Source organism: Exiguobacterium sp. FSL W8-0210 (assembly GCF_038006045.1).
Taxonomy (GTDB): domain Bacteria; phylum Bacillota; class Bacilli; order Exiguobacteriales; family Exiguobacteriaceae; genus Exiguobacterium_A.
Map to the genome: position 1 here is coordinate 983,085 of NZ_JBBOUK010000001.1, position 21,671 is coordinate 1,004,755.

Annotated in this window: 21 protein-coding genes and 1 riboswitch; of the genes, 12 read left to right on the top strand and 9 right to left on the bottom strand. The window is 47.9% G+C overall.

What is annotated here, in order from left to right; all coding sequences use genetic code 11:
- From trpD to trpA, 5 genes are read left to right on the top strand one after another with little or no spacing between them, the layout of a single operon-like run.
- Entirely contained in the window at positions 1 to 1,017 is a 1,017-nt protein-coding gene (gene trpD / locus MKY22_RS05075) for an anthranilate phosphoribosyltransferase (protein WP_341087163.1), read from the top strand.
- Positions 1,014 to 1,781, top strand: a complete 768-nt coding sequence (gene trpC / locus MKY22_RS05080; protein WP_290778668.1) for an indole-3-glycerol phosphate synthase TrpC — start codon at positions 1,014 to 1,016, stop codon at positions 1,779 to 1,781. Before trpD ends, trpC begins: the two co-directional genes overlap by 4 nt.
- Positions 1,778 to 2,347 (top strand): phosphoribosylanthranilate isomerase, encoded by a 570-nt coding sequence (locus MKY22_RS05085; RefSeq protein WP_290778671.1) that lies wholly within the window; start codon positions 1,778 to 1,780, stop codon positions 2,345 to 2,347. Before trpC ends, MKY22_RS05085 begins: the two co-directional genes overlap by 4 nt.
- On the top strand, positions 2,344 to 3,540 hold the full coding sequence (gene trpB, locus MKY22_RS05090; RefSeq protein ID WP_290715361.1) for a tryptophan synthase subunit beta: 1,197 nt from the start codon (positions 2,344 to 2,346) through the stop codon (positions 3,538 to 3,540). Before MKY22_RS05085 ends, trpB begins: the two co-directional genes overlap by 4 nt.
- Positions 3,540 to 4,322, top strand: a complete 783-nt coding sequence (trpA, locus tag MKY22_RS05095) for a tryptophan synthase subunit alpha (protein WP_290778673.1) — start codon at positions 3,540 to 3,542, stop codon at positions 4,320 to 4,322. Before trpB ends, trpA begins: the two co-directional genes overlap by 1 nt.
- Before the next feature lie 265 nt (positions 4,323 to 4,587).
- On the opposite strand, the gene MKY22_RS05100 is transcribed toward trpA, so the two are convergent.
- From MKY22_RS05100 to abc-f, 6 genes are all read right to left on the bottom strand, one after another.
- Complete coding sequence (locus MKY22_RS05100) at positions 4,588 to 5,130, bottom strand: GNAT family N-acetyltransferase (protein ID WP_341087168.1); 543 nt, start codon at positions 5,128 to 5,130, stop codon at positions 4,588 to 4,590.
- Positions 5,075 to 7,048, bottom strand: a complete 1,974-nt coding sequence (locus MKY22_RS05105) for a penicillin-binding transpeptidase domain-containing protein (protein WP_290778677.1) — start codon at positions 7,046 to 7,048, stop codon at positions 5,075 to 5,077. The genes MKY22_RS05100 and MKY22_RS05105 overlap by 56 nt, the downstream gene beginning before the upstream one ends.
- A 117-nt stretch (positions 7,049 to 7,165) precedes the next feature.
- Positions 7,166 to 7,882, bottom strand: coding sequence for a peptidoglycan DD-metalloendopeptidase family protein (locus MKY22_RS05110; RefSeq protein WP_341087171.1), 717 nt, complete (start codon positions 7,880 to 7,882; stop codon positions 7,166 to 7,168).
- 245 nt (positions 7,883 to 8,127) lie between these two features.
- Entirely contained in the window at positions 8,128 to 9,021 is an 894-nt protein-coding gene (locus tag MKY22_RS05115) for a diacylglycerol/lipid kinase family protein (RefSeq protein ID WP_290778682.1), read from the bottom strand.
- A gap of 137 nt (positions 9,022 to 9,158) precedes the next feature.
- Complete coding sequence (locus MKY22_RS05120; RefSeq protein WP_290776199.1) at positions 9,159 to 10,622, bottom strand: alanine/glycine:cation symporter family protein; 1,464 nt, start codon at positions 10,620 to 10,622, stop codon at positions 9,159 to 9,161.
- A gap of 196 nt (positions 10,623 to 10,818) precedes the next feature.
- Positions 10,819 to 12,615: a ribosomal protection-like ABC-F family protein gene (gene abc-f / locus MKY22_RS05125; RefSeq protein ID WP_341087175.1), complete on the bottom strand. Its 1,797-nt coding sequence runs from the start codon at positions 12,613 to 12,615 to the stop codon at positions 10,819 to 10,821.
- 72 nt (positions 12,616 to 12,687) lie between these two features.
- Between abc-f and MKY22_RS05130 the strand changes: the two genes are divergently transcribed.
- Positions 12,688 to 12,918, top strand: coding sequence for a hypothetical protein (locus tag MKY22_RS05130; RefSeq protein WP_035398262.1), 231 nt, complete (start codon positions 12,688 to 12,690; stop codon positions 12,916 to 12,918).
- Here MKY22_RS05130 and MKY22_RS05135 read toward each other — a convergent pair.
- On the bottom strand, positions 12,895 to 13,776 hold the full coding sequence (locus MKY22_RS05135; RefSeq protein ID WP_023467610.1) for a DUF1002 domain-containing protein: 882 nt from the start codon (positions 13,774 to 13,776) through the stop codon (positions 12,895 to 12,897). The genes MKY22_RS05130 and MKY22_RS05135 overlap by 24 nt on opposite strands.
- A 194-nt stretch (positions 13,777 to 13,970) precedes the next feature.
- Positions 13,971 to 14,077: riboswitch (TPP riboswitch) on the top strand.
- 73 nt (positions 14,078 to 14,150) lie between these two features.
- Here MKY22_RS05135 and tenA point away from each other — a divergent pair.
- Together tenA and MKY22_RS05145 are read left to right on the top strand one after the other, a co-directional pair.
- Positions 14,151 to 14,846, top strand: coding sequence for a thiaminase II (gene tenA, locus MKY22_RS05140; protein WP_290776203.1), 696 nt, complete (start codon positions 14,151 to 14,153; stop codon positions 14,844 to 14,846).
- Between the two features lie 51 nt (positions 14,847 to 14,897).
- On the top strand, positions 14,898 to 15,206 hold the full coding sequence (locus MKY22_RS05145; protein WP_290776205.1) for a hypothetical protein: 309 nt from the start codon (positions 14,898 to 14,900) through the stop codon (positions 15,204 to 15,206).
- A 30-nt stretch (positions 15,207 to 15,236) separates the two neighbouring features.
- Here MKY22_RS05145 and MKY22_RS05150 read toward each other — a convergent pair whose 3' ends face one another.
- Together MKY22_RS05150 and MKY22_RS05155 are read right to left on the bottom strand one after the other, a co-directional pair.
- Complete coding sequence (locus MKY22_RS05150; RefSeq protein WP_290776207.1) at positions 15,237 to 17,153, bottom strand: glycoside hydrolase family 3 protein; 1,917 nt, start codon at positions 17,151 to 17,153, stop codon at positions 15,237 to 15,239.
- Between the two features lie 208 nt (positions 17,154 to 17,361).
- A complete protein-coding gene (locus tag MKY22_RS05155; protein ID WP_023467614.1) occupies positions 17,362 to 18,135 on the bottom strand; it encodes a sporulation protein in 774 nt (257 codons plus the stop codon).
- Between the two features lie 110 nt (positions 18,136 to 18,245).
- Between MKY22_RS05155 and MKY22_RS05160 the strand changes: the two genes are divergently transcribed.
- From MKY22_RS05160 to MKY22_RS05175, 4 genes are all read left to right on the top strand, one after another.
- Positions 18,246 to 19,430: a class I SAM-dependent methyltransferase gene (locus MKY22_RS05160; protein ID WP_290776209.1), complete on the top strand. Its 1,185-nt coding sequence runs from the start codon at positions 18,246 to 18,248 to the stop codon at positions 19,428 to 19,430.
- A gap of 30 nt (positions 19,431 to 19,460) precedes the next feature.
- Complete coding sequence (locus tag MKY22_RS05165; protein ID WP_023467616.1) at positions 19,461 to 19,886, top strand: BrxA/BrxB family bacilliredoxin; 426 nt, start codon at positions 19,461 to 19,463, stop codon at positions 19,884 to 19,886.
- Between the two features lie 289 nt (positions 19,887 to 20,175).
- Entirely contained in the window at positions 20,176 to 20,949 is a 774-nt protein-coding gene (locus MKY22_RS05170) for a transporter substrate-binding domain-containing protein (RefSeq protein ID WP_023467617.1), read from the top strand.
- Positions 20,950 to 21,006: 57 nt separating this feature from the next.
- Positions 21,007 to 21,666, top strand: coding sequence for an amino acid ABC transporter permease (locus tag MKY22_RS05175; RefSeq protein ID WP_290776325.1), 660 nt, complete (start codon positions 21,007 to 21,009; stop codon positions 21,664 to 21,666).
- Positions 21,667 to 21,671 lie beyond the last annotated feature (5 nt).

Genomic DNA, 21,671 nt, shown 5'->3' on the forward strand with positions numbered 1-21,671 from the left:
ATGAAAGAGACGTTATTGAAATTAGCAGAAGCAAAACATTTACGATATGAAGAGATGCAACAGGCAGCACGCGAACTATTTGCGGAAGACGTTACCGATAGCGAAATTGCCGCTTTTCTCGTCGCATTGAAAGCAAAAGGAGAGACTGCAGAAGAATTAGCCGGTCTCGCTTCAATCATGCGCGAGGTCGCCCTCGACATTCCGGTCACCGGCGATTTCATGGATAACTGCGGCACTGGAGGCGACGGCTCACAATCGTTCAACATCAGTACGACAGCCGCCTTCGTTCTGGCAGGTGCCGGCATAAAAGTCGCGAAGCACGGGAATCGGAGTGTCTCGAGTAAAACGGGAAGCGCTGATGTGCTCGAAGCACTCGGGGTTTCGCTCGATGCGACACCGGAACGTTTAGCAGAACAGCTCGAGTCGAACGGAATCGCCTTCTTGTTTGCGCAACGGATGCACCCACGCGTCAAGCAAATCATGAAGGTCCGACGCGATCTGCGGATTCCAACGATCTTTAACTTGATCGGGCCGTTGACGAATCCGGTCCCGCTCAAGACACAACTATTAGGAATTTACCGGGAGGATATGCTTGAGACGATGGCGTTGACATTGCATCGACTCGGACGGAAGCGGGCAATCGTCTTACACGGTGCGAATGGAATGGATGAAGCATCCCTTGCCGGAACGAACCAACTCGTCTTACTCGACGAAGGCGAGCTGATCCGCTTCAGTCTTCATCCGGAGGAAGTCGGACTGAAGACCGCACCGCTTGAAGCAATTCGCGGAGGTAGTGCACAAGAGAATGCGGCGATTTTACTCCGTGTTCTTGGTGGAGAGCATGGTGCTTATCGCGACACGGTCCTACTCAATGCCGGAATTGCCCTCTTTGCAGCAAATCGGGCGAAGACGATCGAAGAAGGAATCGCCTTAGCAGCGGATAGCATCGACTCAGGACGGGCGATGGAACGATTGAATCAATTACGACAAATGACACGGGAGGAAGCAATCGGATGAATATCTTAGATCGCATCATCGAAACGAAACGAGCAGAAGTCCTGCAATTAAAATTAACTGGTGTCGAACGGATCAGTCGGGAGGCATTGAAGCCGTCGATTAAGCAACGACTAGCGGGAGCGGATTTATCCGTCATCGCGGAAATCAAACGAGCGTCGCCATCAAAAGGTGCCATCGCACTCGACGTCGACGTCGTCACTCAGGCCAAACAATATGAAGCGAGTGGGGCGACTGTCATCTCCGTCTTGACGGACGAGACGTACTTCAAAGGATCGATGGACGATTTAGCGGCAGTCGCTGCAGCAGTCGATATCCCGGTGCTTTGTAAGGATTTCATGATTGATCGGATTCAAATCGACCGGGCAAAAGCACATGGGGCACGGTTGATTCTCTTAATCGTCGCCGCTCTCGAGCAGGAGACGCTTGCTGACTTGTATGCGTATGCTTACGCAGAAGGACTTGAGGTCTTGGTCGAAGTCCATGACGAAGAGGAGTTACGCCGAGCAGAGGCGATTGGTGCGCAAATCATTGGCATCAACAACCGGAACTTGAAAAAGTTCGAAGTTGATTTACAGACATCGGTCGGATTACTCGAACAAAAACAATCGGACGTCCGGTATATCAGTGAGAGTGGCATCAAGACGGTCGAGGAAGCACAGCGATTACACGCTGCCGGTGCAGACGGGATCCTCGTCGGCGAGACGTTGATGCGGGCAGACGATCCGCAAGTCTTCATCCGAGAAGTGAGTGGCGTTCGCGTATGACACGGATTAAGTTCTGTGGTCTCCGGGAAAGAGAACATGTCGAAGCGGCAGTTCGCTTAGCGGACTACATCGGCTTTATCTTTGCTAAAAGTAAACGACAGGTCACGCTGGAAGAGGCGGCTCGTCTCAGACGCGACATTCCAAAAACGGTCCAAGTCGTCGGTGTCTTCGTCTCCCCGACTTACCAGCAGGTGACCGATGCGGTCGAACAAGTCGCGCTAGATCTCGTCCAAATTCATGGTGTCATTCCGGACGGAGAGATACCAGTTCCCGTCATTCAAGCGATTCCGGTGACGGACATCGGACAAGTAGAGCAACAGACGGATTATTTGCTCGTTGACGCACCGGTTGCTGGAAGTGGCGAGACATTCGACTGGTCACGAGACATTCAAGCCGATCGACCACTGTTCATTGCCGGTGGCTTGACAGCAGGAAACGTCGGAGAAGCAATCAAACGATATCACCCGTTCGTCGTCGATGTCTCAAGTGGCATCGAGACGGATGGACGGAAAGATCCCATCAAAATGCAGGCATTCGCAGATGCCGTAAAGGAGAGAGAAGTATGAGCTACGCACAACCAGATACACTCGGACAATACGGTAAATACGGAGGACGCTACATCCCGGAAACATTGATGCACGCGGTGATCGAACTCGAAGAAGCTTACGCAACGGTAATAGAAGATCCAGCGTTTCAAGCGCGGATGGACGAATTATTGAAAGAATACGTCGGACGTGAAACACCACTTTATTTTGCCGAACATTTGACGCAAACGATCGGTGGCGCAAAGATCTATTTGAAACGAGAAGACTTGAACCATACCGGTGCACATAAAATCAACAATACGATCGGTCAAGCGTTACTGGCTGAACGGATGGGGAAACGAAAAATCGTTGCTGAGACAGGGGCAGGACAACACGGTGTCGCGACAGCGACGGTCTGTGCCTTACTCGATCTCGAATGTGTCATCTTCATGGGAGAAGAGGACGTCCGTCGTCAAGAATTGAACGTCTTCCGGATGGAGTTACTTGGAGCAACCGTCATCCCAGTCACACAAGGCAGTCGGACACTCAAAGATGCCGTCAATGAAGCACTCCGCTACTGGGTCAAACATGTCGAAGACACGCATTACTTGATGGGTTCTGTTCTCGGACCACACCCATTCCCGCAACTCGTCCGTGATTTCCAAGCAGTCATCGGAAAAGAGACACGACGCCAAATCATCGAAAAAGAGGGGCGTCTACCAGAGGCGATCGTCGCTTGTGTCGGCGGCGGTAGTAATGCGATCGGGATGTTCCACCCGTTCATCGATGATACAGATGTAAAATTGTATGGCATTGAAGCGGCGGGCAGCGGAATCGACACAGAGAAACACGCAGCGACGATGACAAAAGGAGAGGTCGGTGTCTTGCACGGCTCGATGATGTATCTCTTACAGGATGCACACGGTCAAGTACAAGAAGCGCATTCGATCTCAGCTGGACTCGATTACCCGGGTGTCGGACCGGAGCATAGCTTGCTAAAAGATATCGGTCGTGTCCAATATGAAGCGGTGACCGATGAACAAGCACTGGAAGCACTCCAGTTGTTGAGCCGCAAGGAGGGAATCATCCCGGCACTTGAGTCGGCACACGCGATTGCCTACGCGACTCAACTCGCGGCAGAGATGGACAAGGAAGAGATTCTCGTCATCTGCTTATCAGGACGGGGCGATAAAGACGTCGTCACTGTCAGAAACGCACTAAAGGGGGAAGCGTGATGCGATTAGAAACAGCCATTCGTACCGTTACGAGCAAAGGGGAGAAAGCCTTCATTCCGTACGTCATGGGGGGAGACGGAGGGATTGATCAACTCCCGGAAATCCTGTCGTTTCTCGCTGAATCCGGAGCGACAGCGATTGAAGTCGGTGTTCCGTTTTCGGATCCTGTCGCTGACGGTCCAGTCATTCAAGAAGCGGGACTTCGCGCACTAGAAGCGAACGTCGGACTGAAGGATGTCCTCGAGGCAGTTCGCGTTGCTCGTCAGACCGTCGATGTTCCTGTCGTCTTGATGACGTACTTAAATCCGATTTTCCGCTACGGATTAACGGTGTTTCTAGCGACATGTCGCGAAGTCGGGGTCGACGGACTGATTATTCCTGATTTGCCGCTTGAGCAGAGCGAACAGTTCTTCGAGCAAGAGGACAAATCGGACATCGCGCTCGTCCAGCTCGTCTCCTTGACGAGTCCGATGGAGCGGATTCAAAAGATTGCCGATAAAAGTGAAGGATTCCTCTATGCGGTCACGGTCAACGGAACGACAGGTGGACAGACGACGTTTGATACGGCGCTTGAAGACCACTTAGCGAACGTCGCAGCAAACAGTCCAGTACCTGTACTTGCCGGGTTCGGGATCAGTACACCGGAACACGTCAAACAATTGAGCCGCCCAGTCTCGGGGGTCATCGTCGGCAGTAAAATCGTCGATTTACTGCACCAGAACGATCGAGAAACAATTCAACAGTTGATGGCAGCACGTCTTGCGGCGACGCCGTCGCATTAATAAAAAGGACCTGACTCAAAGGACAGTCTCTACAAAGATAAGGGTGGCAGAATGATGATCTGCCACCCTTATCTCGTAACAAAAAGAATGACGCGTCACACACCACTCTTACAGGATCAGGCGCATTTATGCGCTGTTAGAGACGAACAAGACCCGCTTTCCTGCTTAAATGAAGCAGGGAAGCGGGCTTGTGTCTCGCCTGAGGAAAGGGCGTGAAAAGACGCGTCATTCTTTTTTTTGAGTCAGCCCCTTTTTCGTATAGATGTCACTGTTGAACGAGCGACTTCTGCAAGTTGGTATACAGCGGTTCAAATCCAAGTTCCTCATAAAACGTGGCGGCACGGTCGTTGACCGCCCAAACGTTTAAGCGAACAGCATCGACCTTTCGCTCGAGTGCGAGTTCTTCTGCAGCCTGCATTAACTGGCGACCAATTCCGAATGAACGATGGGATGAGGTGACACCGACGTCGGTGATGTTCAAGATCCGGACTGGTGTAAATCGATCGGATGCTGGCGCAGTCCACTTGCCGAACAAGTAACCAACGAGTGTTTCTCCGTCAAGCGCTGTCAGACAGAGTTGTTGTTCTGCTTCCACCATCTGACTTAAAGACTCCAGCGTGTACGGTGTCGTTACATCTGGATGAAAGTGAGGCGATAATCGTTGATGGTGCAAGAAGGTCTCTGCCGTCAGTGCAAGCAGGGCAGGGAGGTCTGAAGTACGGCTCGTGCGGATCATCAAGCAATCACTCCAATCATCGATTTTGTTTGAGTACTTCGGCAACAAGACCCGATACATACGGACTGCCACGATCTTCTTTTTCGACCGATTCGATCATGATGGCAACGAGAAGATCTTTTTTGTCGTTATCGTAACCGACGAAGAAGCCATTCTCTTTTCCATCGGTTTCGCCTGCCTTTTTCAATTCTGCCGTACCGGTCTTACCGGCAACATCGACTTCCTTGATATCGGCCGGGAGCGTGTAGCCGTTATGGACAACGTCATAGAGATCATCACGAATCATCTTCGCGTCTTTCGCATCCAGCAGATCTTTTTTGAAGACTTGCTTCGTTTTTTCCTCTTGTAAAAGAGTCGGACGATAGATTGTTCCATCGGTCAAGAAAATTTCATACATCGACGTTAGATGGAGAATGTTCGTCAGCATCTGTCCTTGTCCGTAGGACGTATCCATCAGCTGTCCATCTGAAGAGATCGTCCCGTCGTTTGAAATCTGAGAAGCGCGTAACGGATACGTAAACGGTAGCTTCTCTCCGTATCCGAGTGATTCAAGTCCAGACGTGAACGCTTTCGTTCCGACCTGTTCGAGTGTTGAGCGGGCGAAATAGATGTTATCTGAATAAACGAGCGCATTGTGCAGATTAACGGGTGCTGGCGTCTCGTGAATCCGCGTGACGTTAAAACCATCGATCTTATTTTTCAGTCCATTGATCGTATAGGCTTTTTCCGGGTCAAGTGTTCCACTCTTTAAGCCAACGGCGGCCGTCAGGGGTTTTTGGGTCGAACCGGGTGCGAAGGCACTCGTGAATCGGTTCAACAATGGTTGATCCGGATCCTGCGTCAGTTCATCGAGTCGCGCTTGCGAGATCCCTGACATGAATTCAGAAGGATCAAAGCCCGGGGAGCTAAGTAAGACACGCGTCTCACCAGTCCGCGGATCGATTGCCGATGCCGTTCCCGGATCCTCTTGCATCGTGTCGTACGTCTTTTTCTGGAGCGTAGCATCAATCGTCAACGGAATATCCTCACCATTCGTCGGCTTCGTTTCAGCGACGGTAACGCTTGATCCGTCTTTCTTTTGTAGAATGATCGAAGCACCGGTTTTACCGCGTAACCGATCATCAAGGACTTGTTCAAGACCTCGTTTCCCGACTTGTTCACCAGCTTGGATTTTATTTTTCGATTCTTTAATTTCGTCTGCTGTTGCCGAACCGATATATCCAATTAAATGAGAGGCTGCTTTACCAAGTGGATACGTTCGGACTTCTGTCTCCTTGACGCTGATTCCAGGAATGTCACGCAATTTTTCAACCGTTGCTTCGTCGGTCAGTGTTTTGAGCGGAACGAATTGTCCATCCTTGACCCAACTTGCTTTTAAGGAATCTTCGACCGATGAGGTCGGGCGGTCGAGCAACTCGGCAACTTGGTCGACATCTTTAAGTTGTCCTGCAGTTGCTCCGACAGTATACCCTTTACCGGAGGTCGCGAGCGGTTTATCGTTCGCGTCGAGTAAATCACCACGTTTGCCTTCTACGGTTTCTAACTGAACCTTGTCTTCTTTCTTAAAGTCTTTTAGAACAAACGAAGAGTCCCAGTCAATGAACCAGTTTTCTGTTTCTCCTTGTTTCTCGAATGTTAACGGGACTTGTTTATCATAAGCAACGGCTCCTGCAACCGTATCAAAGGAGATTCGTACGGGAAGGGACGCTTTTTCGTCATCCGTTGCTTCCTTCGCTTTCTTCCGTTCGACGGATAACTTTTTGATATCAAGCGATTTCGACAACTGTTTTGTCCGGTCGATGAATTCTTTTTTTCCGTATTCCTTTTTAGTAGCCGTACTCGCGTACGTATACATCTTATCGTAATCTTGTTTTTCCCAAAGTTTGATGTAGGCATCAAGACGTTCTTCAGGTGTCGGCTGATCTTGACATCCGGCAAGTAACGTCACACCAAACGTCGCTGATAAAAGAAAGGAGATCGTTCGTTTCATGTGTTTCGCCTCCGTTGTGGATTAGACTCATAACCATACCGTACCATTCCTGTCAGGAGATTTCATCTGAAACACAAAACCCGGACTTCTCATGGGGAGAAGTCCGGTGAATCAAGCTTAGTTGAAGTAATTGAGTGGATTGACACTGTTTGCAGCAGACGTTCCGCTGTAGACGTAAGGACCACGATGCATTTCAAAATGGAGATGCGCACCAAACGCGTTACCTGTTGCACCAATCGTACCGATTTTCGATCCTTTTGCAATCGTCTGTCCGACTGAGACGGAGCGACTATTCAAGTGTGCATACACCGTCGTATATTGGATGCCGTTGACGGTATGCGTCATCATGACGTAATTTCCGTATGCGCCGTAATAACGGGATGTGATGACTTTACCAGCGGCTGATGCATAGACAGGTGTACCTGTTGGAGCGCCGATATCGATACCGTTATGGAACGTATAACCGTAAACTCCACTTGCAGCACCATATCCTTGCGTGATTGGACCGCTTGCTGGACGCGAGAAGCCAGTCGTTGCTTTTGTTGAAGTCGTTGTGCTGTATTTTTTTACGTATGTAGAAGAAACGTAGCGTGATGCGCCACCGTATGAAATTTTTGTCCATGAACCGGAAACACCAAGATAATTGAATGTCTGTCCTGTATTGACGCTACCGACGATTTTATAAGCTGTTGATGGACCTGTACGAACACGAAGTCCGTCTGCCATGACCTTTACTTTATATGTCGTTGCAGCTTCAACTTTCGAAGCACTCGTTGTTGCAAAACCTGAAACTACCAAAGCTGCCATTGTCATTGTTGTAAGTAAACGTTTCATTGAGTGTATTTCCTCCTTAAAAATCTGAAGCGCCAGAACTGATCATTACAAAATTGTAAGATTTTATGTATAATTATTTATTTTAAAGAATGATTTTTCGCCTGAGATGATTATAGCATCGTCAATAACACGAAAATATTTCAAATATGTTTCAAAATTACGCTTTGTTAACATATATTGTAATGGATTAATAAGTAAAAAAGAACTGACGAAGAGTCAGTTCTTTTTTCTATGAACCTATACTGTTATTCATTAGAAGATGGTGAAAACACAGTTAAATGTTGCGGGAGTACCTCGACAGTCACGGGAACATGACCTGCTGTATCCCCATCGGCATTAATCGGCAATTCTTCTTTCGAGCGAATTTCGACACGTGTCGTCGTGAAGTGTTCGATTTGATCTGCTTTTGATAATCCACCCGTGATGAGTTTGGGTAATGCTTGGAGCGCATCAAAGAATCCAAGCTTCGTAATGATGAAACCGTGCAACAACCCGTCATCGACTTTTGCGTCTTCTGCAAAGGATTCGAACCCGCCAACGGAATTCGTTAAGGCGATGATCAACAAGTGCGCTTCTCCATCGAATTGTTTCTCAGCAGAATTGATTTCAATCGGATAGGGGCTATGATCCTTGAAGGCTTTTAGACCTTCAATGAAATAAGCGACCGATCCGAGTGACGTCTTTTGTTCGACACTGACCTCCTCGACGGCTTCCGCAATCAGACCAACAGCGATGACGTTCATGAAGTAATGGTCATCATATTTACCGATATCGAGCGGTCGGGCAGGGGAGTCAGCTAGAATCTGGATCGCCTCTTCCGGATCCGTCGGAATGTGTAATGCGCGCGATAAGTCATTTACCGTTCCGAGTGGGACGATTCCGAGCGTTGGGCGATGCGGTTGTTCGGCAATTCCGGTGATGACTTCATTGACCGTTCCGTCACCTCCCATGGCGATGACAGCGTCGTAATTAGACTGGGCAGCATGACGCGCAAATTCCGTCGCATCGTGTTCTTTTTCCGTGAACCGAACGTCGACGGTTTCAAAGCGAGTAGCAAGCGTTTCCTCAGCAAGCGTTGCGTGTTTTTTTCCGAGTTCTTTTCCAGAAGACGGGTTGATGATCAACATGGCTTGAGACAAGATGAATTCCTCCTTCGGGGCAATCTGTTGACTTTTTCCCTGTCCGATGAAAACATAATCCAAATTCTTTTTTACAAATAAAAACACCGAGTAGGCGCATGGCTTACTCGGTGCTGAAGTTCGAACTCAGAAGTGATTTATTGTGATGGCGGCACTTCGCCAGCCGCAGGACGAGCTTCTTCTTCAACGTCCCAACACTCCGTATTTTCGATCCCGAGTGCTTTTGCTGAGAAGACAGGATCGAGTCCCTGTTTCCGTTGTTCCTGATAATCTTTGATGACTTTGAGAGCGATGCCGCTCAAGAGGAGGATCGCTGTCATATTGATTAATGTCATGCCTGCCATGAAGAGATCGGCAAAACTCCATACCATACCGAGGCTGAGAACAGATCCGATGAAGACGAAGCCCATTGTCGCAATCCGGAAACCGAAGACGGCTGCTGGACTTTGTTTGATGAACTCGATGTTCGTCTCACCGTAGTAGTAACTACCAACGATCGAACTAAAAGCAAACAAGAAGACGCTGAGTGCGATGAATGGTGGGGCAATTGCACCAAATTCTTCGGAGAGCGCGTTTTGCAACATGCCGATTCCTTCGCCATTTCCAGCAGCATAACTATCACTGAGGAGAATAATCGTTGCTGTCGCTGTACAGACGATCAACGTATCAAGGAATACACCAAGTGTTTGTAAGAAACCTTGTTTTGCTGGGTGAGAGACTTCAGCCGCTGCCGCAGCGTTCGGAGCAGACCCCATTCCGGCTTCGTTTGAGAACAATCCACGTTTGACACCGAGTGAAATCGCAGCACCGACCGATCCACCGAATGCTTGCTCGATTCCGAAAGCACTTTTAAAGATCATTGCGAACACACCAGGAAGTTCCGTCAGGTTCGTGACGACGACATAAAGAGCAGCAAGCAAGTAAAGACCTGCCATGATAGGAACGATGATTGCAGAGAACTTCGCGACACGGTGGACACCACCAAAGATGACGAGACCCGTCAAGACGACGAGTGCAGCACCGACGACAGCTGTGTTGATACCGAACGCATTGTCAAAGGCAGCGGCAATCGTGTTCGATTGAACGGAGTTGAAAATAAGCCCGAATGTAACGGCAATCAAGATTGCAAAGACGATTCCGAGAGCCCGGTTCTTCAAGCCCTTTTCGATATAGTAGGCAGGACCACCACGGTACGCGTTCGATTTCGTATCGCGCACTTTATAAACTTGAGCCAGTGTACTTTCGATGAGAGCCGTCGCACCACCAAGAAGAGCGACCATCCACATCCAGAAGACGGCACCCGGTCCGCCGAGTGTGACAGCAATTGTGACACCGGCAAGGTTACCCGTACCGATTCGAGTCGCAGCACCGATGAAGAATGACTGGAGGGAAGTGATGCTTTCTCCTTTATCGTCTGTTGTTTGTTCACTTTTATCGAGCGTGACGCGGAACATCTCTTTTAAGTACGTGAATTGGATGAAGCCAGTTCGGATCGTGAAGTAGATCCCGCCGCCAATCAATACGGCGATCAATACATACGACCATAAAATATTGTTGGCGTAATCGACACTTCCTTGAATGACTTGCTGAATGGCGTTCATGATGGTGTATTCCTCCCAAAGAATAATAAAAGCTATACGCTAAATTATACGAATTTTCAGACAATAAGCAACAACAAAATAAAATAAAATTTTAAAACTTAATAAAGTTAGCTAAATGTTAGGAGTTAAAAACATTGTAGGTGAACGAAAAAACTGCCACTCTCGGTATCGAGAGTGACAGGCAAGTAAAGCTAAATCATCCATGCTGTAGCAATTGTTCGTATAGGTCATCGAGTTGCTGTTGGATGCTTTTAGAAACGGTATCGGTCGGTTTTTCACGTTTTGCTAATTTCTGTTCAAGCCGCTCGATCTGCACTTCTAACTCATGTTGTGACAAGCGTTTTGGTTTTTGAGGAGTTACGTGGAGTGAGGAAGACGTAGCGAACTCAGCACGCTTCTGTTGAGCATACGTATACGTACCATGATAACGCGTCAGACCATTTTCGAGCCACAGGATCTGCGGAAATAGCCGATTCAAGAAATAGCGGTCGTGTGAGACGGCAATCAATGTTCCAGAAAAATTCTCGAGTGCTTCTTCCAACGTCTCTCTTGATTCAATATCGAGATGATTCGTCGGCTCGTCGAGAATTAATACATTGACCGACGAATGAACGAGGACGGCGAGTTGCAATCGCACACGTTCGCCTCCGCTCAGTGACAAAATGGACCGAAAGACAGTTGGTCCAAAGAACAGGAACCGGGCTAGGATATGGCGGGCTTCCGCTTCTGGAACGGCAATCCGGTCTCTAAACCAGTCGATTAACCGCGCGTCCTCCTCGAAATGGGCATGCTGGGACAGGTAACCGATCCGATTCGATGGTCCACGCGTGAGTGTGCCTGCCTCTGGTGATAATTCGTCAAGCAGCAGTGAGAGCAACGTCGATTTCCCGCTCCCATTCGTTCCGACGATCGCGATCCGATCCTGTGCCATGATCTCGAACGAGACGTCATCAAAAATGTGACGGGTTCCATAAGCAAACGAGAGTTCTTCAGCGCGAAAGACGACTTGGCTCGAGTGATCAGTGGAAGAGAAGGAGACATCAGCGGTTTTGGCTTCGAGTTGTGGTCGTTTAATCCGTTCGATCCGCTCGAGTGCCCGTTCCATCGATTTTGCTTTACGGAATAATTTCTCACTCGGTGGAGACGCTTCGTTTGCCCATTGCCGGAGTCGACGAATCGCTTCCTTCATTTTCTTTATTTTTTTCTGTTGCTCTTGGTAGGCGTGGAACTGTTCCATCAAGCGACGTTCTCGTTCGACGACGAACGCGCTGTAATTCCCTATATAGGTTGTCAGTTCACCGTCCTCGAGTTCAACGATCGAGGTGACGACGGCGTCTAAGAAGACCCGGTCGTGAGAGACGAGCAGGATGGTTCCTGTGTAGTCCCGTAAGAACTGCTCCAGCCATTCCACGGCAGCTAAATCGAGATGGTTCGTCGGTTCGTCAAGAATGAGCAGATTTGGCTCCATGAGTAACATGCGACCGAGACAAATCTTCGTCTGTTCACCACCGCTCAACTGGTGGAAAGGACGAGTGAGTAACGGACGAAGGTGTAACCCGTTCACCATGCGCTCGATCTTCGAGTCGAGTAGATAGCCATCCTTTTGTTCGAACGCATTCGTCGCTTCCGCATATCGCGCGAGTAACGCATCAAGATTCTCTGGTGCTGTCGCCATCATTTGCTCCAACTGTTGCATCCGAGAACGGATCACGAGAGTCTCTGCAAACGCTGTCCAAAGGACGTCGAGTCCGGTCAGCGTCTCACTATATACAGGAAGTTGTTCCAAATAGCCGATCGTCAAACCGCTCTTTTGATAGATGACACCACCGTCCGGTTGCTCAAGGCGAGCAAGCAAGCGGAGTAATGTCGTCTTACCACTCCCGTTTCGTCCAATCAGACCGACACGGTCGTGTTCGTTTAAGAAGAGGGAAACATCCGCTAAGATCGTCTCGCCTCCGAATTGTTTTGTCAGGTGTTGAATGTCGCAAATCATCATATTCAATTGATCCTTTCGCGCGCATCAAAAAAGGAGAGCGCAAATAGCACTCTCCCTAACGTGTGAAAGATGCGCTTTGCAGTATTTTTCATTCATGAAGTTCTTAAAAAAGGACAGACGGGTGCCTTAGAACGCCATTTCATGAAAAATCGCGCGCAACAGATACAATTGTTCCATCAACCAGTGTTTGCACGCGGCAAAGTCCATCTTTTCACACCACCTTTCGTTTCAGATACATCTAGTTTACTATTTTTTTGTCAGTTAAGGAAGTCTGAATTATTTGAACACACCCGCGATTGAACTGAAGAAGTCACTGAGTCCATCAAATAATTTAGCGAAAAATCCTTTCGTTTCTTCTGAAGTTGCGAACGCGTGGATGTCTTGTCCCGCATTTTTCAATCCACTCTCGATTTGTCCCCAGTTGATGTTCGCTTGCTCCATTTGATTGAATAGATTCGTCAACCGGTCCATTTGTGCGTCAGACAACTGGATATTGTTGTTTTGAATGACTTGGACGATCAGGTTTTCGATCTCGACTTTGGTTTCCGGTTTTTGATTGGCGATCTCAGCCTTGATCTCATTCATTAAGTCAGCGACTTTATCCGTGCCGACCGTTTTTCCGACGTCTGATGTGACCGATAATTCTTGCTGTGCTAAATCCTTGCGTTCGTCACTTAACTTAATTCCCGTCTCAGCGGAAGTTTGATCGTACGCTTTCATGATTCCTGTCAGTGCCGATGTCCCGGTCACCTTGTAGGGAGAAGTGATCGTGATGTCGGCATCTTTGACACCCGCTGTGACGAGAGCGTTGAGATACATATCCTTCGTCACCCATGTGATGTTCTCCGTCGAGACGGAAAGTCCATCTCCTTTTTCCGTCAGTTCAATCTTAGCCGAAGAATACATGTTGCCACCTTTTTGCGACTGTGGAATGTTTTTCCCGAGATATTTTTCTTCGTCAGCAGAGGTTGCGATGATCGGCGTGATGCCTTCCGGTGCATTGAGACGGGAAAGCACCCATGCTTTATCCTTTGCGCCGAGTGACTCCCCGAGTGTGACGATCGTCTTATCGACGACTTGTTCGGCGGATGCGGCTGTTGGGAGTAATAAAGCAGAAGCGATAACGGCTGACGCCATGATTTTTGTTGGTGTATGCATAATGAAATCCTCCAATTTGTAAGTAACAGAATAAATTATAGTATCAGGTACTAAAGTTAGTGTACGAGAACGAAAGAAGTTCGGAATCGGTCTGTAGATGGAGACGGCATCCGTCTTCTGACACTCCATAGTATAGCGAAAAGAGGACAACTTGACTTCCATTTTCAGCATGCTATAGTGGATGGGAATCGAATAATGACCACTAGGGGAGTCGGTAGGCTGACTGAGACGAACGAAGACGTTCGGACCCTTTGAACCTGATTAAGTTCGTACTTACGGAGGGAAGTGGCGTCAAGTCTTGTTCTTCTTGCGCCATGCCCGTGTGTTTCGGGGTGGTGTTTTTTCGTTTCATACCAAACGAGGAGGATGAGATCATGACATTCACACAAGAAATCAAACAAGCGGCACAAGCGTATTGGAACAGTAGTTTTACGCACCCATTCGTTCAAGGAATCGGAGAGGGGACGTTACCACTCTCGAAATTTCGGCATTACGTCATGCAGGATGCCTATTACTTAAAACACTTTGCGAAGATTCAAGCGAAGGCAGCGTCAAAAGCGGACGACTTCGCGACGATCGCGACACTTGCCGAACATGCTACTTCGACTTACGAGGCAGAACTGAGCTTACATCAATCATTTTTTAAGCCGCTCGGTATTACGGCAGCAGACCTTGAAGCATTTGAACCGGCACCGACAGCATATGCGTACGTCTCGCACATGCATCATGCGAGTGAAGGAACGCTTGGTGAGACGATTGCTGCCATCTTGCCATGTTACTGGTTGTATTATGAAGTCGGGCAACAATTACTGACGTGTACACCGGAAGAAAAAATCTATCAGCAATGGATCGACACGTATAGCTCGGAATGGTTCGAAAAGGTCGTCTTTGAACAGATTGCACGGCTTGATGCGCTGGCGGAGCAAGCGAGCCCAGCGGAACGCGAGCGAATGAAACGTCATTTCGTGACAAGTTGTTACTATGAGTTACTCTTCTGGCACATGGGGTGGACGGAAGAGACGTTTGCGTCAGTTTACGAAACGATTCCGGCACGAGAGGTATCTTCTTGAATCACTAAATGGTAGAATTAGGAATACCATTTAGTGAGAGTTGGGATTGGAATGGAAATCATCGTGATCGCACTTGTGATTCTCGCGGCATATGTCGTGCAACAGGTGCTCGGAAAAGTAAAAGTGAGATTTGTTGGGTACATCATTCCCATCTTGATGGCGGTGTACGGAACATATGCTACGATTCAGAATTTTCAGGGGTTGCTTCAGTTCGGTTTTACAACGGGGAGTTCCATCGCGACTATCCTAGTCGTCATCCTCTATGTTTCGTTGACTTATTCACTTCATCGTGTCTACAAGCGTTCGAAAGAAGAAGCCGAATATCCGTATCAATCGTTAAAAGACCGAGGCATCCTTTAAGGAGCTTCGGTCTTTTGGTGTATCACGTCATCATTTTTTCCAGTTTTTAAAGCCGTCACCGAATTCGAGATGCAGTTGATCGGTAAAGACACCGTTCTGAAAGACCGGCACATCTACCGGTAAAGTGCCTTGCGGTTTGAACGTTCCGAAGATCGCTCGGATACCTGCAGGCAGGTTCGGTCCCGCTGATTTCAGATTGCCTGCTTCGGAGTCTGGTCCGTTCGGGTCGCCTTTGAAGCCATAGACGAGGACGTGTGCCGGTGCGTCCGGTTGAACGGCGACATCGTATGGGTTACGGAGACTGAGCAGGACGGATGGTGAATCCGTTTGTTTCGCATAGCGGAAGATCGAAGCCGGAACCGCTTGTTCTGGTGCAGTAGGTAGTAGTTTAGCACTCGTGTTGACGTTGGAACCGACGATGATGTAATCTGCTGCATCGAGTTGCGCCCGTAATGTCGGGTTTTGGTCGAGCGGTAGCGTAGTAGTTGAGTAATTCGCTGTCGTCACGTGCCAGTTCCGATTCTTCGGTAGGGACGCGATCGTTTTTTTCATGCTGTCCGTTTGATCCGTCGCAGGAGCGATCACAAGAACATTTGCATTCTTTTTCGGTTTGAATGGTAACGTCCGCTGATCATTTTTCACGAGTGTGACCGCGGCTTCCGTCATCGCGCGTTCTTTTGCTTTATGCTCGGGACTGCCGACGATTTGGTTCGAGTGCGCGATTTTTTCAGCTAGGGATGTCGTGTCAGTCGTACCGTTCCAAATCCCACGCTCTGCTTTTAGCGTCAAGATTCGTTCAACCGATTGATCAATTCGTTTCTCTGAAAGGCGACCGTCTTTGACTGCTGCGATCACATCCTTGAAAATCTGATCGAGCTTTGTGACATCTTGCTCGGAACGAAGGATCGTCGGCATGAGCGCGATGTCGACTCCAGCGTCAAACGTCTTTAAGACGGCTTCTGATTCCGTGAAGTTGTCGGCGATCGCCTGCATGTTCAACGCGTCTGTGATGACGATGCCATCGTAGCCAAGTTTTTCGCGCAGTACGCCCGTGATGACATCATCCGATAACGTCGCAGGTAAAGGGAAGGCACCATTTGTCGACGTGACGACTTCAGGTTCGATTTGCGGCATCCCGATGTGTCCTGTCATGATCATATCGATGTCTTCAGCAATAGCTCGCTTGAACGGTACGAGCTCGACTTGTTCTAGCTCCTGCAGGGATCGGTCAACGACCGGTAATCCATAGTGGGAATCGGTCGCCGTATCGCCGTGACCCGGGAAGTGTTTGGCAGTCGCCGCGACACCTTCAGACTGAATTCCCTTCATTAGAGCGGAACCGAGTGTGCCGACGAGCTCCGGATCACTCGAGAACGAGCGGACACCAATGACAGGATTTCCAGGATTGCTGTTGACGTCGAGAACCGGACCAAAGTTGACATTGATGCCGAGCGCACGCAGTTCGGAACCGATGATATGACCGGCATCATTGGCATATGTGCTACTGCGGGTCGCACCTAACGCCATGTTGCCAGGTAAGTTCGTCCCTGTTCCGAGCCGAGTAACGATTCCACCTTCTTGGTCGATCGTGACGAAGAGTGGAATATCGTTGCTAGCATCTTGTTTGACGACTTCTTGCAGATCATGAACGAGTTTCGTCGTCTGTTCGGTTTCGCTGACGTTCTCAGCAAACAAGATGACGCCGCCTAAATCATAGCGATCGATGATGTTCGCGACTTCTGGGGCAAGCGACGTATGATTGCTGCCATTCCACTGCCGGAAGTCCGGCATGATCATCTGCCCGATTTTTTGTTCGAGTGTCATCGTGTCGATTTTGTGACTGATCCGATCGGCTGAAGATCCTGCCTCTGCCATGACAGGTAAACTACTTGAGACGAGTACTGCTGCGAGTCCGGCTGTTAACGTGAACTGTCCGATTTTTTTCATGATGTACGTCCTCCTTTAGTCAAACCGTGACTGGAATTCTTTTCAATACGGACAGTATAGCAAGGTGTTTGTTTTAAAACAATATTTTATTTGTAAACGATTTCAAATTGAAATAAATTTCAAAGATGTTTTTAGACAAACTGACTTGAATGAAAAAAAGTGACTCCCCCTGAAGAGGAATCACTTTCAAGTAAAGTCGATCGATTGATCAGCTATAGCGTTCCACGATGCTTGTCAGCTGACGTTCGACGAACGATTGATCCTGCAGTTCACTATTGGACAGACGCAGTTTGATCATCGACTCATCCGCACCAGCCATTTCACTGAATAATGAACCAAGACTGTGCGCACGACGGTCGACTTGGACGATTAAATCAATCCCTGAGCTGTCTTGAAGCATGATGATTTCGATCTCATCCAGTTTATGGGCGTAGTGTGTATTGCGAGCTGAATACTCAAGCTCCTGAGCAATCGGTAAATCTTTCCGGAATCGTCCAGGTAATTTTTCCGTATCGGCTTTTTTCAATCGGAAGCCAAGTGATTCCATCGCGTCTAAGACCGTCGCTTGGTAGCGGTTTGCTTCGACGATGACGGCGTCACGGTCCGATGGATCAACGGCTTGAGCGATGTCGAGTCCCGTCTCGATCCACGATTTCGATTGACTGACGGAGAGTGGTGTATTCAGCGGTACGCGTAATGTAAAGGGAATTTCCCGCTCGACACCCGCTTCAATCGTGAACTTCGCTTCATTTAAGGCAAATCGGTCGAGCGTGAAGGTCGTAAACGTCGTGCTATCATTGACTTCTTGTTTGTACTGCGTGTTGAATTCAAGATAAATTCGATCAATTTCTTGATCGACGTTTCCGCCCTTGATATGGACGACACCGTGAATTTGACCGCCTGGTTCACAGCGGTCATCCGTCAAGCGTGTATCGACCGTTGCGGCACCGATTCCGATTTGTGAGAGAATTTTTTTGAACATGATGAATTCCTCCTTTTGATTACGTACGAATGATAAAGCGTGTAAACTTGTCGAACAGGTACGAATTTGCTACAGTTTCGAAAGAACATCAGAAAAGGACGGGACGACTAGTGGAACTACATGAATTAAAAGCGAGTCTTGCCTCGCAAATCACGCAAGGAATACTGATCCATGCAACGATAAGTAATCCGCGTCAAAAATCAAATGATCTCCGACGAATCAAGGTAAAACCGATTCTATTAAGAGATACGGTGATGATGCAGGTAGAGTTTCAATTTGAACGCGTTATGAAGCATGAAAATATTTTAATTGACGATTTCGTCGGACGACTCGATGACTGGTTCACGGAATTCCGTCAATTCTTATTCCGTTTTGAAGAAGAAGAATGGCAATTCCAGCTCTCGAAAAAGATGAAAGTCGCGATCAAGACATCCAAAAAGGAGCCGATGAAAGCTCTCTTGTCGCATGACCGCAAAAAAACCTATCTATTAGAAGACGGTGTGCCGGTTCCGTTTCTGATTCGCTTAGGCGTCATGACGGAAGCGGGTCAGGTCAAAAAACAGAAGTACGATAAGTTTAAACAAATCAATCGTTTCCTTGAATTCGTCGAGGATAGCATCGCTGCCTTACCAAAAGGAAAAAAACTCCGGATCTTGGACTTTGGCTGCGGGAAGTCGTATTTGACGTTCGCTCTCTATCATTATCTAAAAGTCGTCAAAGGATTCGACCTCGAAGTGACAGGTCTTGATCTAAAGAAAGAAGTCATCGAAGAATGTACACAAATTGCGCGTGATCTGGATTATACCGATCTAACATTCCGTGTCGGAGACGTTCATGATTACACAGGGGAGACGGAAGTCGACCTGATGGTGACACTTCACGCTTGTGATGTCGCAACTGACGTCGCACTCGCGCGAGCTGTTGACTGGAATGCATCGGTCATCCTGAGCGTACCGTGCTGTCAAAAGGAATTGAACCGTCAACTGGACTGTTCGCCACTCGATGTCATGCTCCAGCACGGACTGATTAAAGAAAAATTCGCATCACTTGCGACAGATTCGATTCGTGCCGAGTTACTGACGCTCGTCGGTTATGAAGCGCAACTTCTCGAATTCATCGACCTCGAGCACACACCGAAGAACATCTTGATTCGCGCCTATAAACAAAATAAACGACCAACAGAAGAAAAGATTGATCGTTATATCGCTTTCCGTGATTTGTTGCATGCCCGTCCATTTTTAGAAAGTGAATTAAGCGGCAGACTTGGACAGATTTCACCGAAACTCGTACAATAAGATGGAGAACGAATCAAAGGAGGCAATACGATGGATTTCCAAATGTATTTTGAAGATGTTGTCCAAACAGCCCGCAAAGAAGCGCAAGCTGCTGGATTTGAAGAATTAACGACGCCAGAGAGCGTAGATGAAGCAATGAAACGCGAAGGGTTAACACTTGTCCTTGTCAATTCTGTTTGTGGATGTGCTGGCGGGATCGCCCGTCCTGCTGCAGCGTATGTCAATCGGAAAGAGGGCATCAAGCCCGATCATTTCGTTACGGTATTCGCTGGACAAGATCGCGAAGCGACAGACCGTGCACGTGAATACTTCGAAGGTTATCCACCTTCATCTCCATCATTTGCATTAATGCAAGACGGAAACATCCTCTCGATGGTCGAGCGGTTCGACATCGAATCGTTCACGGCAGAAGAAGTCGTCGAGAAACTTGAATCATTGATTGAAATCTACGCATAAACAAAGAAGACTCCTGATAAAGGGGTCTTTTTTTTTGCGCATTCATGAGATTAAAATAATAAATTTGAAATTTGAAAGCGTTTGCAAAACTATATAAAAAGTCATTTATGCATGAATTATGAATAGAAAGTCAAAAAAATTTATATATTTATGCTTTACAGTGAATAAATATTCGTATATCCTAAAAGCAATAGAACAGGTCAGGCTTTTCGGTATTGAATTGGATATACACATAAGTCATACTATTGTTAAAGTTCTGACAATTGAGCGTTGGAAGGGGAAAACTCGAATGAAAAAATTATTAGCAACGGCAATGGCAGGCATTCTGGCAGTCACGATGGCAGCATGTGGCGCGTCGGAAGAATCAACAGGTGGATCAAGTAAAAGCGATAAAGTATTGACGATGGGAACGTCAGCGGATTACTTCCCATTTGAATACATCGATACGAAAAAAGGAGAGGACATCGTCGGGTTCGACGTTGCGATCGCCAAGGAAGTCACAAAAAATCTCGGGTATGACTTAAAAATCGAAGACATGGAATTTGGTAGCTTACTTGGTGCCCTCAGCTCAGGTCGTGTCGATTTCGTCATGGCGGGCATGACACCGACAGAAGAGCGTAAGAAAAATGCTGACTTCACGGACATCTACTTCGAATCAAAAAACTTAGTCATGACGAAGGATAAAGCGATTAGTTCGGAAGACGAACTCAAAGGCAAAAAAATCGGTGTCCAGCTTGGTTCGATCCAAGAGGGACTCGCAAAAGATCGCTTCAAAGATAGCGAAGCGGTTCCTTTAAACAAAATCCCAGAAATCATTCAAGAATTGAATACAGGTCGGATTGATGCCCTCATCATCGAGGATGCAGTTGCCGTCAAATACATGGATCAAGATGCATCCCTAAAAACGTACCAGATTAAAGAAGATGGTCCAGCTGGATCAGCGATCGCCTTCAAAAAAGGGGATAAGATGCGTGACGATTTCAACAAAGAGTTGAAGAAGATGATCGACAGTGGTGAAATCGATAAATTGGCAGAAGAATGGTTCCAAAAAGAAGCAAAATAAGTCAAGTGCATGGGGGTGGGGGTAACCTCATCCCTTTTGTGCGACGTTAGGAGATTGATTATGATAGACTTTACAAAGATTCAAGATTCAATTCCATATATTCTTGAGGGGATTCCGGTCCTGTTCCAAGTCGTCATCGCGGCGGCCATTGCCGGGATGCTGATCGGAATCGTCGTCGCGGCACTGAAAATCACGAAGAGCCGTTTCCTCCGTTTCATTGGTCATGCTTACACAGCGATCTTCCGGGGGACACCGCTGATCTTGCAACTGGCGATCGTCCACTTCGGATTACCGCAACTGACAGGGTATGTGACGACAGGATATCAATCGGCAATCATTGCCTTCTCCCTAAACTCCGGAGCGTATATCTCGGAAATCATCCGGGCAGGGATTCAGGCTGTTGATCGTGGACAGTGGGAAGCGGCGGATGCGCTCGGTATTTCGTATTTCAAACAACTCCGTTCGATCATTTTACCGCAAGCCTTTAAAAATATCCTTCCTGCGATCATGAACGAATTGATCACGTTGACGAAGGAATCAGCACTCGTCTCGACGGTCGGTGTGCTTGATGTCATGCGTCGTGCGCAAATCGTCGGAGGAGAAAAGGCGATTTATTTCGAACCGTTATTGTTTGCCGGATTCGTATATTTTGTTCTCGTCATGGGATTGAGCTTGATAGGCCAACAAGTCGAAAAAGCTATGAGAAAGAGTGGGTAATCAGA

Bases quoted from the DNA above. Each gene is read 5' to 3' on its own strand.
- abc-f (WP_341087175.1), bottom strand. From the start codon at position 12,615: ATGATTTGCGACATTCAACACCTGACAAAACAATTCGGAGGCGAGACG.
- MKY22_RS05150 (WP_290776207.1), bottom strand. From the start codon at position 17,153: ATGAAAAAAATCGGACAGTTCACGTTAACAGCCGGACTCGCAGCAGTA.
- trpD (WP_341087163.1), top strand. From the start codon at position 1: ATGAAAGAGACGTTATTGAAATTAGCAGAAGCAAAACATTTACGATAT.
- MKY22_RS05110 (WP_341087171.1), bottom strand. From the start codon at position 7,882: ATGAAACGTTTACTTACAACAATGACAATGGCAGCTTTGGTAGTTTCA.
- MKY22_RS05165 (WP_023467616.1), top strand. From the start codon at position 19,461: ATGGATTTCCAAATGTATTTTGAAGATGTTGTCCAAACAGCCCGCAAA.
- MKY22_RS05155 (WP_023467614.1), bottom strand. From the start codon at position 18,135: ATGTTCAAAAAAATTCTCTCACAAATCGGAATCGGTGCCGCAACGGTC.
- MKY22_RS05120 (WP_290776199.1), bottom strand. From the start codon at position 10,622: ATGAACGCCATTCAGCAAGTCATTCAAGGAAGTGTCGATTACGCCAAC.
- trpB (WP_290715361.1), top strand. From the start codon at position 2,344: ATGAGCTACGCACAACCAGATACACTCGGACAATACGGTAAATACGGA.
- tenA (WP_290776203.1), top strand. From the start codon at position 14,151: ATGACATTCACACAAGAAATCAAACAAGCGGCACAAGCGTATTGGAAC.
- MKY22_RS05145 (WP_290776205.1), top strand. From the start codon at position 14,898: ATGGAAATCATCGTGATCGCACTTGTGATTCTCGCGGCATATGTCGTG.
- MKY22_RS05170 (WP_023467617.1), top strand. From the start codon at position 20,176: ATGAAAAAATTATTAGCAACGGCAATGGCAGGCATTCTGGCAGTCACG.
- MKY22_RS05135 (WP_023467610.1), bottom strand. From the start codon at position 13,776: ATGCATACACCAACAAAAATCATGGCGTCAGCCGTTATCGCTTCTGCT.
- MKY22_RS05130 (WP_035398262.1), top strand. From the start codon at position 12,688: ATGCGCTTTGCAGTATTTTTCATTCATGAAGTTCTTAAAAAAGGACAG.
- MKY22_RS05085 (WP_290778671.1), top strand. From the start codon at position 1,778: ATGACACGGATTAAGTTCTGTGGTCTCCGGGAAAGAGAACATGTCGAA.
- trpA (WP_290778673.1), top strand. From the start codon at position 3,540: ATGCGATTAGAAACAGCCATTCGTACCGTTACGAGCAAAGGGGAGAAA.
- MKY22_RS05105 (WP_290778677.1), bottom strand. From the start codon at position 7,048: ATGAAACGAACGATCTCCTTTCTTTTATCAGCGACGTTTGGTGTGACG.
- trpC (WP_290778668.1), top strand. From the start codon at position 1,014: ATGAATATCTTAGATCGCATCATCGAAACGAAACGAGCAGAAGTCCTG.